The organism is Melioribacteraceae bacterium (assembly GCA_019638015.1).
Classification (GTDB): Bacteria; Bacteroidota; Ignavibacteria; order Ignavibacteriales; family Melioribacteraceae; genus JAHBUP01.
The window spans coordinates 1,037,965-1,050,933 of sequence record JAHBUP010000001.1 but is presented as its reverse complement, the minus strand read 5'-3'; the positions used below and the strand labels follow the sequence as shown (position 1 = coordinate 1,050,933).

The 12,969-nt window shown below is 36.1% G+C and carries 11 protein-coding genes; all 11 read right to left on the bottom strand.

All coding sequences use genetic code 11. The features are described from left to right. Positions 1-50: 50 nt before the first annotated feature. The 11 genes from KF816_04135 to KF816_04085 all read right to left on the bottom strand — a co-directional run bounded on the left by KF816_04135 (position 51) and on the right by KF816_04085 (position 12,928). The gene (locus tag KF816_04135) at positions 51-2,513 is read right to left on the bottom strand and encodes a T9SS type A sorting domain-containing protein (protein MBX3007200.1); all 2,463 of its coding nucleotides are present in this window, start codon (positions 2,511-2,513) and stop codon (positions 51-53) included. A 273-nt stretch (positions 2,514-2,786) separates the two neighbouring features. Next, entirely contained in the window at positions 2,787-5,114 is a 2,328-nt protein-coding gene (locus KF816_04130) for a T9SS type A sorting domain-containing protein (GenBank protein ID MBX3007199.1), read from the bottom strand. Positions 5,115-5,129: 15 nt separating this feature from the next. Further along, a complete protein-coding gene (locus KF816_04125) occupies positions 5,130-5,453 on the bottom strand; it encodes a hypothetical protein (GenBank protein MBX3007198.1) in 324 nt (107 codons plus the stop codon). A gap of 247 nt (positions 5,454-5,700) precedes the next feature. Further along, positions 5,701-6,171, bottom strand: coding sequence for an Rrf2 family transcriptional regulator (locus KF816_04120; protein ID MBX3007197.1), 471 nt, complete (start codon positions 6,169-6,171; stop codon positions 5,701-5,703). Between the two features lie 23 nt (positions 6,172-6,194). Continuing rightward, positions 6,195-6,728 carry a BrxA/BrxB family bacilliredoxin gene (locus KF816_04115; GenBank protein MBX3007196.1) on the bottom strand — a complete coding sequence of 178 codons (534 nt, stop codon included), beginning with the start codon at positions 6,726-6,728 and terminating at the stop codon, positions 6,195-6,197. Between the two features lie 93 nt (positions 6,729-6,821). Further along, positions 6,822-7,136: an SUF system Fe-S cluster assembly protein gene (locus KF816_04110; protein ID MBX3007195.1), complete on the bottom strand. Its 315-nt coding sequence runs from the start codon at positions 7,134-7,136 to the stop codon at positions 6,822-6,824. 48 nt (positions 7,137-7,184) lie between these two features. Continuing rightward, positions 7,185-8,414, bottom strand: coding sequence for a cysteine desulfurase (locus KF816_04105; GenBank protein ID MBX3007194.1), 1,230 nt, complete (start codon positions 8,412-8,414; stop codon positions 7,185-7,187). Positions 8,415-8,504: 90 nt separating this feature from the next. Continuing rightward, positions 8,505-9,857, bottom strand: coding sequence for a Fe-S cluster assembly protein SufD (gene sufD / locus KF816_04100; GenBank protein ID MBX3007193.1), 1,353 nt, complete (start codon positions 9,855-9,857; stop codon positions 8,505-8,507). Positions 9,858-9,869: 12 nt separating this feature from the next. Continuing rightward, on the bottom strand, positions 9,870-10,634 hold the full coding sequence (gene sufC, locus KF816_04095; protein MBX3007192.1) for a Fe-S cluster assembly ATPase SufC: 765 nt from the start codon (positions 10,632-10,634) through the stop codon (positions 9,870-9,872). Positions 10,635-10,727: 93 nt separating this feature from the next. Next, entirely contained in the window at positions 10,728-12,206 is a 1,479-nt protein-coding gene (gene sufB, locus KF816_04090) for a Fe-S cluster assembly protein SufB (GenBank protein MBX3007191.1), read from the bottom strand. A 176-nt stretch (positions 12,207-12,382) separates the two neighbouring features. Further along, the gene (locus tag KF816_04085) at positions 12,383-12,928 is read right to left on the bottom strand and encodes an NUDIX hydrolase (GenBank protein ID MBX3007190.1); all 546 of its coding nucleotides are present in this window, start codon (positions 12,926-12,928) and stop codon (positions 12,383-12,385) included. Positions 12,929-12,969 lie beyond the last annotated feature (41 nt).

Sequence of the window (12,969 nt, the reverse complement as noted above, 5' to 3'; positions counted from 1 at the left end):
AATACTTATTAATCTAGATCTTTGACTGTACATTATTCTACTTGAGTTAATTATTTAAGAAGCACAAGTTTTTTTACAGCTCTATATTTTTGAGTTTTCAATTCGTAAAAATATATTCCGCTTGAATACTCATCGTTTTTCGTTATAAACTCAACACTATACTCCCCCGGTTGCTTCACCTCATTGACAAGTGTTGTTACCTCTCTGCCCAATAGATCATAAACTTTTAATGTAACATCGCTAAGCTCTGAAATCTGATATTTTATTAATGTAGTTGGATTAAAGGGATTTGGATAGTTCTGCTCCAATGAAAATTTGGCTGGTATCTCTGAATTCAATTTACCTTTATTCTCAACGCTAGTTGTAATTTCGGGCATCCAGTCAAATCCAAATTCGGGACCTGTGCTCATAGAAAAAATATTTGTAATAGTATATTCTTTTGCTTCATCATCAGTCAGTTGACGAGATATTGAAGTTAATCTTTGAGAATAATCGGAACCGGGGCCGTAGCATTTATATTCGGCGTAAAGGGCAGGAATAACATTCCATTCCGCCCATCCAACAGGATTTAAACTCGCGGGTTGTTCGCATCTTATAAAAACTGTTCGTGGTGAATTTTGCCAGGGTCTTCCCAATAAAAATCTTGAGATTGTAGCCCCATCATATCCAATTGAATCGTTAGTAATTTTGCAATCTAGAAAAACATATCCAAATTTATATCCATCTTTAGTAGCCGCGGCTGTCAGAGTACCGGTATTCCTTTTAATGTGAATGTTACAGTTATCGAAGACCGCAACACCATGACCAAATATAAAATCAACTGTGCCCGAAATTTTTGAATTGATATTATAAACTCTTCCCGAATTCCAAGTATAGTATGTATCCTGATATCCATCGATGTGGCAGTTGTTCACAATTATTCTATCACCGGTAATATTTAGGGCAACAGCTTGAGCTTGTGTGGCTGTGTTTTGAACGGTGATATTCTCCAGCGTTACATCATTAGCCTGAATTGCCAATGTTTCTGAAGTTGATGTTCCAATACTGGTTCCCGGTTTTCCACTATAGTCATCGTAAGTTAAAATTGTATTGTCCCGGCTTTCCCCTCTTATCACAACATTAACTTTACCCGAGGTAAGTTTTAATTTTTCTTTGTATGTACCATTTTTAATGAAGATAATATATTTACCTGTGTAGTTAGCGGGCACTGCATCGAATGCGGATTGCACTGTTGTGTAATCTCCGCTTCCATCCAATGAAACTGTTTTTGTTATTGCCACAGCCGGCGATTGTGTTGTAAATGATACTTCATCGCCGTAACCAACGCCAACCGAATTTTCAGCGTAAGCTCTCAAATAATATTTTGTATTTTCCTTCAAGTTTCCAATTACAGTTGAGAATGAACCGATATCGGAACCATTAATAGTTTTGAAATTATTGACGGTTGGATTTGAATTTTCGCTATAACAAACTCCACGCACAAAAACTGAATCACCTCCCCAGGCTGTTACTGATCCACCTGCCTGGGCGGTTTTCACAAGTATATTTGTGACAGAATTTGTGGTTAATTGAGGCACAATTTTTTGGTTTAGTGTAGTAAATGAAATTTCATCACCGTATGATGTACCGGCAGAATTAACCGCATATGCACGAATATAATATTTAGTTGCCGGTAATAAATTTTGCATTAATACTTTAAATGAACCAACACCACTTCCAGCAATTTTCTTATCATCTGAAGTTGAAGGATTTCCTATTGTATTCCAGCAAATTCCTCTTTCAGAAATTAAACCGCCTCCATCATTAATAATATTTCCTCCCGAAGTTGCGAATGTCGTTGAAATATATGATGCCGATGATGTTGAGACAGCCGCTAAATTTGCTTCAACATTTCCAATTGTTGTTCCGGAGATTTCAACATTTTGAAGTGTCATATACTTACCCGATTGAATGGCGCTATATTCATTCCAGGGGAAAATTCTTAAATAAAAAGTCTCATCTTCATTTATTGTTACATTTATTTCCGCGTTAACTGTTGACTGCCCGCCGCTGATCAAAAAGTTACTTAATGATCCGGTGCTGTAATTTATTTCAGTTGGATTGCTGAAATCTGATTTTTCGGAATAAAATATTCTTGCCTTCATATAATTTGTACTTGCGGCGCCAATCAGCATACTTATCTTTTTTATTTCGAATGTAATTCCCTTTTTGGGGGATACCGAAAACTGAACATAAACTGTGTCGATTTTATCATTTAAATTTGCCGGCCAGGTGTTGTTCGTTCCAGCCATTCTAATTCTTTGACTGTTATTAGCACCGGTGTATTGATTTATTTCTGTTCCTTTTAATAACTCATTAGCCGCATTAATTAATCCGGAAACATTTGGATTGAAACCTGTACCACCAGAAGATGGATTTGATAATGGCCAAATTGCCGATGCTGTTTGTGCTGAAACAAGTGTAGTAATTGTGAAAATTAATATTGGTATAAGAATCTTTGATTTTATTAACATTTGATTCGACCTAAATATGTGTGACTTTTTCATGAATTAATTCATTGATGACTTTATCGGTAACTAAATTGGGGAAAAACTTGTAATAATTCAAGTAGAGGAAAAAGATAGAGACAAAAGATTAAACGCAGAGATCGCAGAGTGTCAGCGGAGTGCCGCTGAGAGAATTACATTTAAAATAGAAATGCCGGAATTAATCCGGCATCAATACACTCAATACTCTTCAGCCGCCGAAGGCGGCCAAGCTCAATACTCATCACTCTCTACTCTACACTATTTTGCCAGTACCATTTTTTTTGTCTGCGTGAAGTTACCGGCATTAATTTTATAGAAATAGATTCCGCTCGAAACTAAATTGCCATTATCGTCAGTACCGTTCCAATTGGTTTTATAACTTCCGGCTTCTCTCTCCTGATTAACAAGAGTTCTAATTTCTTTGCCGAGCGCGTCATAAATTTTAACGCTTACAAATTGCGGCGCGGCTAGTGTATAACTGATCGCAGTTTCGGGATTAAAAGGATTTGGATAATTTTGAGCTAATGCATAAGTGCCCGGTAGTAATTCATACTCTTCTTTTACACCTGAGACTGTCGAACTTACGTAGGCTCTAATTAAATATAATGATACTGTCCCTCGTTCTGAATTTACAATATAATACCAGCCGGGAGGACTAGTTTCGCTGCTTGGATTATTCAAGTAAGTCCAGCTGTTCATTGGTGTTGAACCGGTTAACTCACTGTGCATAACACGATTAAATGGTGATGCGGAATTTTCATATACACCATTTATTACAAATGCCGCTGAAAATGCTGTACTTGCGTCAATATTTGCTGATCTCAAATCAACCTTGACCCAATTGTTATATGGGATAGGATAGCTTTGTGTTGCTGAATTGTAAACTGGTGTAGTAATTCCTGCTACCGTGAAAGGACCAGCTAATCTTTGACCGGTAACAACAGGAGCAGAGTTTCTCAGTCTCCATATTCCACCCTGCATTTGAGCTGTGTTCCGCAATGCAACTTTAATGGAGTCTAGCTTCATTCCGGCTTTTCCCTCAAAAGCAACCGCGACAGTATCTCCGACAGAAAGAACATAAACACCAACCGGTTCCGATTTATCATATGCAATTTCTACAGGTCCGGTGGGAACTGCGGCTCCTTTTGCTGTTGAGCTATATGTAAAACTCCAATTTGTAGTTGATGGAAATACATTTTGATCAATCACATAAATAACAAAAGTAACTTCTGTAAATGTTGAACCAAAATCGGGGACAGAATAGGTAACACCTGATGAAACATTTTCAACAGCTTTTTGGGATGCTCCAATTTTTATTGCCTTTGCCTGTATAAATGTATTGCCCTGATTATTAAATGTAAATTTTAAGTCTTCCCCTTTATTATAAGTTATATACTGGGCGGCATATTTATAAACACCATTAGCGGTTGTATTTACATTTCCATTTTCGTGAATGGTAGAACTAACTTTTAACGCCCTTGGATTGGTGTAACCGTAACGGCTGTCTACATTTCTATCATTTAAGTAGTTGGCTATAAACCAGTCCTCAAGTATTGAAATAAAATTTCTTGAAGTTGGCGGTGAGACAGAATTTATTCCGGCATTAATACCATTTATTCCATTGAATGAAGATTGAACGATTCCCTTTAAAATTTGAGGTCCAAATTGTTCATATAAATAGAGTGAGTACCTTGCCGCTCGTGAATAATCAATCAATACTTTGGGATCATCATTACCCCGCCAATTAAATAAAGAATAGTTAGTTTCGAAGTTATAGCCGCTTGAACCAATTTGACTTCTTAAAGGATAACCATTTACAACTTCCGCTACCATCGACATACTCTCATTCACAAAAGATTCTTCATCAGCATCATAATTATAATGAATCATGTGTTGAAACTCGTGAGCTGTAATTGATATTGCTGTTGCAAGTCCATCACTATTATTGAGTGGTAATGGATTCGCGTCCATATAATAAATTTCAGATTTATTACTATTGGTATGGTTTATTTGATTTAAAGAATGAAAATATCCAGCGACATATCCTCCTGAACCTGAATAGCCATCAAGGATATCTAAAATTAAAATTATGATTCTTGGATCATTATCTATATCCGGTGGATTTCCAAAAGCTTCAACATTATTCTGGTAAACACCCTTATTTGGATTTGCCGGGGTGCTCTGATCAAAAGCTTTTCTGACTGCCTCAACACCTTCGGCTGTAACTCTATTTCCCCACATATCATCAGCCACAAAAATATAACAATTTGTTCCTACTGCTCTGCAAGTTGAAGGAACTTGATAAAAAGTGTTGTCGGTAAATTTGGAAGCCCACCAGCTTTTTGTAGATCCAACATTAAAATTCCATGCGGTTTGCTTTTTTAGCATAGGAATTTCAGATAGTTTTTTAATGTCAATTCCATTTACTTCATTAAATTTTTGTAAAAGATCATGCGCGTCAATTACATAACTGTCTTCATTCAACTTAGGCTCTAATGCCATTGGAATTGATATTGATTTATTTTGCGCTGATAGTGTATAGGCAAATATTGTTAATAAGGTAAATACAATTTTTATTTTTTTCATGATTGATTCTCTATTCTACTTTTTGATGGGCATTACTTTTTCAACAACTAGTACATCTCTTTCTTCCACAACTTTTAAATCAGAAAAATTGATAAGGTAAAAATCACCCTGCTTGTTCCAGAGTTCTTTTTTTAACTCTTCACTGCATTCTAAAACATAAACTTTTTCATCATCAGTCTGAATGGCTAGTTTTGTGAATGGCTCATTGCCAATAATAATAATTTTACCGGCTACAGCGCTTCCTTCAGCAATATTTTTACCGCAATTACAGCATCCATAAGTTAGTACGGTTAATGCCAAAAGCAGGAATGTTAAAACAATTTTTTGCCCTTTTTTCATTCGGTTTTCCAATTCAATTAATAAAATTAACGCCTAAAGATAAACTTTGATGCAGTCAATAAGCAATACTTTTATATAGTATCATGATTTTAATCAATTGTAAGTAATACACGCATATCTAATTATATTCTCGAGTGACCTCACTTTGCGCCCTTTGCGTGGAACTCTGTGTTCTCTGTGTTAAATCTTTAAAACTTTTAACCGCAGAGGACGCAGAGCGCTCAGAGAAATTATCAATTATAAATTCTCAATTATCAATTACTGTAACGCCCGAATTACCAAATAACTCAAATAGATTATTCTCAGTGCCAAGCAAATCTTGCAAAGTCATATTTGCCAGCACCCCTTCAATCGCATCCTGAATAATCCGCCACAATGAACGCACCGAGCAATCAATAGAGTTTGTGCACAAATCAACCGCGCCTGTATGAGTTTTGCAGAAATCATCATCATACAATTTACCGCCGAGTGAAAAAAGGACATTCTTAATTTTAATTTCAACCGGAGGTTTGGAAAGGGTATAACCCCCTGCATTACCTCTTTCGGCAACTAAAAATCCGCCCAGTCGTAACGCGCGTAAAATTTTCCCGGCGTTATGTTCGCTAATTCCCTCAGCTCGACTTATTTCCGGAATAGTAAGGGATTTACCAACGTGGTAAAATTTTCCCACACGTATCAAACATCGTAATCCATATTCTTCGGTTGTGCTAAATTTCATTTGATTATGATTGAATGCCGGGTTTAATTATTTAAAGGGATTTTACTTCCGCATGCTTTAGCGTGAATCAGTTCTTTATACTTTTCAGTGGAAATCGAAGGACCTTGATTAGTACAATTTTCATTAAACACTTTTTTGAGTTCATCAGCAATCTCTTCGGCATATCTTCCCTCAATTCTGTGGCGTGGGAGTATGTGAATAGGTTCACCATTTTTAAATAAAGCTATAAATGGTGATGAAGGAGGAATATTCTTTAAATAATTTTCACGAAGATGATCAACTGCTTCTCTATCCTGACCGGCAAAAACAGTGATTAAACGGTTAGGAATTATATCATTTTGAAGTGCGTCTGTTACCCCCGGCCGCGCGCTTCCCGCTGAACAACCGCAGACTGAGTTAATAACCACTAAGACTGTCTCATCATTTTTTTGTCCGAGTGATTCATCTATTTGCTGAGGAGTAATAGTTTCTTGAAATCCTACAAAAGTGAGTTCATCCCTCATAGGTTGAACCGCAACGGGATCGTAAATTGGAGCTTTATGATTTATAGAGAACATCGTTGTATCCTTTCTGTTATTTAATTTTAATTACAGCAGTAAATCTCAACACAATTTTACGTTTGATTAAGTCAGATTTTCGCAAGTATGGACTTATAAAAAACCCAATTCAAGTTTAGCTTCCTCGCTCATCATCTGCATAGTCCACGAAGGCTCAAATACAAGATCGAGGTAAACATCATTTACACCCTTAACACTTTTAACTTTTTCTTTTACCTCTGCGGGTAAACTACCGGCTACGGGACAGTTCGGCGAAGTGAGAGTCATTTTAACATAAGTATTTGCGTCGTCATCAATTCTAATTTCATAAATCAATCCAAGCTCATAAATATCAACCGGGATTTCTGGATCGTAGCAAGTTTTTAATTTCGCGATTATATCCTGCTCTAATTTTCCCTTGTCAATCATAATTTCTCCAACTTCGATTTACACTCAACCTACTTTTTAATAGAAAGATCATGAGAACATTTTTTTTACTTTCTGAATACCCAAAACCAGTTTATCAATTTCTTCCATAGTATTATAGAATGAAAAAGAAGCACGGGCAGTTGCCGAGACATTAAACCGCTTCATTAATGGCTGAGTGCAGTGATGCCCCGTTCTAATAGCAATTCCATCTGTATCTATTATAGTACCAATATCATATGGGTGAATTCCATCAATTACAAATGAAACCACCGAAGCTTTTTCCTTCGCGGTTCCAATAATTTTGAGCCCATCAATTTCTAACAATCGATTTGTTGCGTAATTTAAAATAATCTGTTCATAATTAGTTAATTCTTCACGGTCAAATTGACTTAAATAATCTATAGCCGCTCCCAGCGCAATACCACCGGCAATATTGGGTGTTCCCGCTTCAAATTTATGAGGGATATCATCAAAAGTGGATTCCTCAAATGTAACTGTACGAATCATATCGCCACCCCCTTGGTAAGGAGGCATCATTTCTAAATATCTAGTTTTGCCATAAAGAACACCTATACCGGTTGGTCCAAAAACTTTATGACCGGAGAATGCATAAAAATCGGCATCCAATTCCTGAACATCAATTTTAAGATGAGGAGCCGCCTGCGCGCCATCAATCATTACCGGAATATTTTTAGAATGAGCAATTTCAATTATTTTTTTTACCGGATTAACTGTGCCAAGCGCATTTGAAATGTGAACAACACTTACAAGTTTTGTTTTTGGATTAAGCATTTTTTCAAAGGTTTCAATATCAAGTTCACCGGCATCACTGATTGGGATAACACTTAATTTTATTTTTTTTCTGTCAGCCATTAACTGCCATGGAACAATATTAGCATGATGTTCCATATTGCTTACAATTACCTCATCCCCCTCTTTAAATATTTTAGCGCGGCACAATGTAGCTGCAACCAAATTTATAGCTTCTGTAGTTCCTCTAACAAAAATAATTTCGGAAGCGCTAAGCGCGTTAATAAATTCTTTGGCTTTCAATCGCGCGTTTTCATACTGCTCAGTAGCAAGCTCACTTAAAAAATAAAGTCCGCGGTGAATATTGGCATTATCAAATGTGTAGTAATTTGTAAGTGCGTCAATTACAGCTTGTGGCTTTTGAGTAGTGGCCGCATTGTCGAGATAAACTAACGGTTTTCCATTAACCAATCTTTTGAGAATTGGAAAATCACTTCTGATCTCATGAACATCAAATTTTTTCTTCACTTCCTTAATAGCTGTTATCAATTTTCAACCATCCTGAATGCCTAGATCACGAAGCATTCTTAATATGCGGTATATCCGCCAATTATATATTTAGTTAACAGACTCCTCAGAATTAGTAATCTCACTACGGTGTAGATGTTCAAAAATCATGTGATTAATCTGTTCACGTAGAGGTTCAATTTTAATTTTTTCTACAACATCATTTGCAAAAGCGCGAATCAACATTGACTTTGCCAGCTCTTGCGGCACGCCACGCGAACGAATATAAAATTCACTCACTTCATCCAAATGCCCAACTGTTGCGCCATGAGAACATTTCACATCATCTGCAAAAATTTCAAGTTGAGGTTTTGTATCTATCGTTGCGTTCTTTGACAAAAGAATGGTTTTGTTCTGCTGGTATGCGTTCGTCTTTTGTGCATCTTTTCTTACTATAATTTTACCGTTAAACACGCCTCTGGAATTATCATCCAATATTCCCTTGTACAATTCATTGCTCATACAATTTGGTTTTGCGTGATCAACAAAAGTATGATTATCAACATGCTGCTTATCATTAGCTAAATATAGGCCGTAATAGTGCGTTTCAATATTTTCATCATCCAATACAGAATTAATATCATTGCGAACAATTGCTCCGCCAAGATTAATATTATAATGATTGAATACACTATTCTTCTGCTGTTGTGCTTGCACCTTTTCAATATGAAAGGATGAATCGCTCTCATTCTGAATTTTATATAAGTCAACTATTCCAGATTCATCAACAAAAACTTCAGTTACAGTATTCGACAAATATTTATGATCAATTTTACCTCTGATATTAAAGATTACAGAAGCTTGAGAATTTTTACCTACAGCAATTAAATTACGCGGTACTGAGAGAAGATTAGAATCATCGCTTTGATTTAGATATAGAACCTGAATAGGTTTTTCCAGCACTTTCCCGTCTGGAACAACTAATACCAATCCATCAGTTGCGTAAACCGTATTAAGAGCATTAAAAGCGTTATCAATTTTGCTGAATTTATTGTAATACTTATTTATTAGTTCAGGATTCTGTTTGGAAATTTTATTTAGACTCCCGATCACAATTCCTTTAGGAATTTCTCCAATTGAACTCAACTCTTCAGAATACAGTCCATTTACAAAAACAAGCAGATGGAAATCAAACTCATTAAATAATAATTGATTTACTTCACCATTGGTAATAGTTGGGAAATCAAGATTTATAGCATGAACATAATTTTGTTTTGTAATTGGAGAAACATTTGTGTATTTCCATTCTTCATCGCGGGTAGTAGGAAAATTAATTGAGGCTAATTTATTTAAAGCCTCTTTGCGTATATCATGCAAAAATGTTTTCGACTGCCCATTAAGCTTTTCCTCAAACGCAGTAAAAGCCGAGATGTAAAATTCTTTTGGATTTTTATTTTCACTCATTATTTTCTCCGATCACACTTTTTCTGTTTCTTCAATTTCTTCTTTAATCCAGTCATAACCTTTTTCTTCTAGTTCGAGTGCTAATTCTTTGCCACCCGATTTGATTATTCTTCCCTTTGATAAAACGTGGACAAAATCGGGAACGATATAATTGAGCAATCTTTGATAGTGAGTGATTACCAAAAATGCAGTATTTGGATTTTTATAAATATTTACACCATTCGATACAATTTTAAGGGCGTCAATATCTAAGCCGGAGTCGGTTTCATCCAGCAACACAAATTTTGGCTGAAGCATCAGCATTTGTAAAATTTCATTTCTCTTCTTCTCGCCACCAGAAAATCCAACATTTACATAGCGGGAAATCATCGAGTCATCCATTCCCAATAACTTTGCTTTTTCCTTAATCAAGTCTAAAAATTCCTTTGGTGTCAATTCATCTTTACCATGATATTTTCTTATTTCATTTATCGCTGTTTTTAGAAATGTCGCGTTGCTCACTCCCGGAATTTCAATCGGATATTGAAATGCCAAAAACATTCCTTCGCGCGCTCTTGTTTCGGGATCCATATCTAATAAATCTTTGCCTTCAAACAATACTTGTCCGCCGGTAACTTCATAACTTTGATTTCCAGTTAAAACATTTGCTAATGTACTTTTGCCCGAACCATTTGGACCCATTATTGCATGAATTTCCCCCGGTTTCAATTCGAGATTTATTCCTTTCAATATTTCTTTATCATCAACATTAGCAGTTAAATTTTTAATCGATAACATTTTTACTCCTTTATTTTATCTGTCAGCTTTCGGCTGTCCATTCTCAATTATTAAAAATTATTTCATTACTCAATACTCTACACTCTTTACTTTCTAGCCAACGCTTCCTTCGAGAGAAATAGCGAGAAGTTTTTGGGCTTCGACTGCAAACTCCATCGGGAGTTCATTAAATACCTCTTTACAAAATCCATTAACAATCATGTTAACGGCATCCTCGGTGGAAATGCCTCTTTGGTTTAGGTAGAAAATTTGATCTTCGCCAACTTTAGAAGTTGTTGCTTCGTGCTCAACTTTGGCGGAATCATTTTCCACTTCTATATAAGGGAAAGTGTGCGCGCCACATTTATCTCCCATTAACATTGAATCGCACTGAGTATAATTTCTGGCGCCTGTAGCATTTTTACCAACCTTTACTAAACCACGGTATGAGTTTTGGCTGAATCCTGCTGAGATTCCTTTTGAAACAATTGTGCTTCTTGTATTTTTTCCTATGTGGATCATTTTTGTGCCGGTATCTGCCTGCTGCATATTATTAGTTACTGCAACAGAATAAAATTCTCCAACAGAATTATCACCTTGAAGAATGCAGCTCGGATATTTCCAGGTAATAGCGGAGCCGGTTTCAACTTGAGTCCATGAAATCTTGGAATTCTTTCCTCTGCACGCGCCCCGCTTAGTTACAAAATTATAAATTCCCCCTTTGCCATCTTTATCACCGGGATACCAGTTTTGTACTGTTGAATATTTTATTTCAGCATTATCTAATGTAATCAATTCCACTACAGCGGCGTGCAACTGGTTTGTATCTCTGATTGGAGCTGTGCATCCTTCGAGATAACTTACGTATGAACCCTCATCAGCTATAATTAAAGTTCTCTCAAATTGCCCGGTCTCTTGTGAATTAATTCTAAAATAAGTTGATAGTTCCATTGGGCAGCGAACCCCTTTTGGAATGTAAACGAATGAGCCATCACTAAATACAGCGCAGTTTAATGCCGAATAATAATTATCGGTATAAGGAACAACAGAACCGAGATATTGCTTTACTAATTCGGGATGTTCTTTTATTGCTTCGGATATGGAGCAAAAAATTACTCCTTTTTCCATTAATGCAGCTCTAAAAGTCGTTGCTACCGAAACCGAATCAAACACAGCATCCACGGCAACTCCTGAGAGTAATTTCTGCTCCTCGAGAGGAATGCCTAACTTTTCAAATGTTTTTAATAATTCCGGATCTACTTCATCGAGCGAGTTTAATTGTGGTTTTTGCTTAGGAGCCGAATAGTAACTAATATCCTGAAAATCAATCTGTGGATAATTAACATTAGGCCATTTAGGTTCTTCCATTTTCTGCCAATATCGAAATGCTTTCAAACGCCATTCTGTCATCCATTCGGGTTCCCCCTTTTTAGAGGAAATCATTCTAACTACATCCTCGTTTAATCCTTTGGCGGCAGTCTCCGATTCAATATCTGTAATAAAGCCCCATTTATATTCGGAGCTAATCTGCTCATCTAAAACTTTCATATCCTCAGAAAGCTCATCAGCAGTTTTTTCATTTATTTCACTCATTTTAGCCCTTTTTCAAAATTTTAAGTTCAAACTTATCTAATCTGGAAAAAATAGTCAAGATTAATAATAGTAACGGAAATATGAGATTATTTGTTCCTTTTGTGATAAAAATAATTTGGGTGAATTTATACAGAGATTGAAGAGGGTAAATTACCTTATTTGTTGCTCCATAATCATTATTGATCAATATAGTTATTGATGGCAAAAAGTAAGCAGGCTGCCCAGGGCAAAACTTTAACATCTCCATTTTTTAAAGCATTTTTTACTTTTTCAATATCAAGAAAAATTATGTCCGGTTCTTCCAAATCAATTTCTGTCGGTTCACCGGTTTTTACCGCATTCTTTGCCAGAAACAAATGCCCTTTTCCACACCCTTTATTAGAATCGGCATAGAAAGAACCGAAGGAAATCCACTCACTTGCCTCATAACCAGTTTCCTCAAATAATTCTCTCTTTGCCGCCACGAAGGGATCTTCCTCCGGCTCAATATATCCTCCAACGGGAGCGATACTAAAACCCTCAAAAGCATATTTTTGTTGTTTCAGCAAAAGAAATTTTCCTTCACATGTAATAGCCGTAACGCTTATAAAATCGGGGGAGATTATCCAGGACCAATCTTTTACTACCATTCCATTTGGAAATTCAACTTCATGATTTTCTACTTTTAAATATTTGCCATGGTCGAGCAGCAGTCTTTTGGCAACTGTTTTTATTTTTTTCATTTATTATGAATCCCAAAAATGGTTGATCAAAGTATAATTTA

Coding starts and splice junctions, on each gene's coding strand:
- KF816_04135 (MBX3007200.1), bottom strand. CDS start 2,513: ATGTTAATAAAATCAAAGATTCTTATACCAATATTAATTTTCACAATT.
- KF816_04130 (MBX3007199.1), bottom strand. CDS start 5,114: ATGAAAAAAATAAAAATTGTATTTACCTTATTAACAATATTTGCCTAT.
- KF816_04125 (MBX3007198.1), bottom strand. CDS start 5,453: ATGAAAAAAGGGCAAAAAATTGTTTTAACATTCCTGCTTTTGGCATTA.
- KF816_04120 (MBX3007197.1), bottom strand. CDS start 6,171: ATGAAATTTAGCACAACCGAAGAATATGGATTACGATGTTTGATACGT.
- KF816_04115 (MBX3007196.1), bottom strand. CDS start 6,728: ATGTTCTCTATAAATCATAAAGCTCCAATTTACGATCCCGTTGCGGTT.
- KF816_04110 (MBX3007195.1), bottom strand. CDS start 7,136: ATGATTGACAAGGGAAAATTAGAGCAGGATATAATCGCGAAATTAAAA.
- sufD (MBX3007193.1), bottom strand. CDS start 9,857: ATGAGTGAAAATAAAAATCCAAAAGAATTTTACATCTCGGCTTTTACT.
- sufC (MBX3007192.1), bottom strand. CDS start 10,634: ATGTTATCGATTAAAAATTTAACTGCTAATGTTGATGATAAAGAAATA.
- sufB (MBX3007191.1), bottom strand. CDS start 12,206: ATGAGTGAAATAAATGAAAAAACTGCTGATGAGCTTTCTGAGGATATG.
- KF816_04085 (MBX3007190.1), bottom strand. CDS start 12,928: ATGAAAAAAATAAAAACAGTTGCCAAAAGACTGCTGCTCGACCATGGC.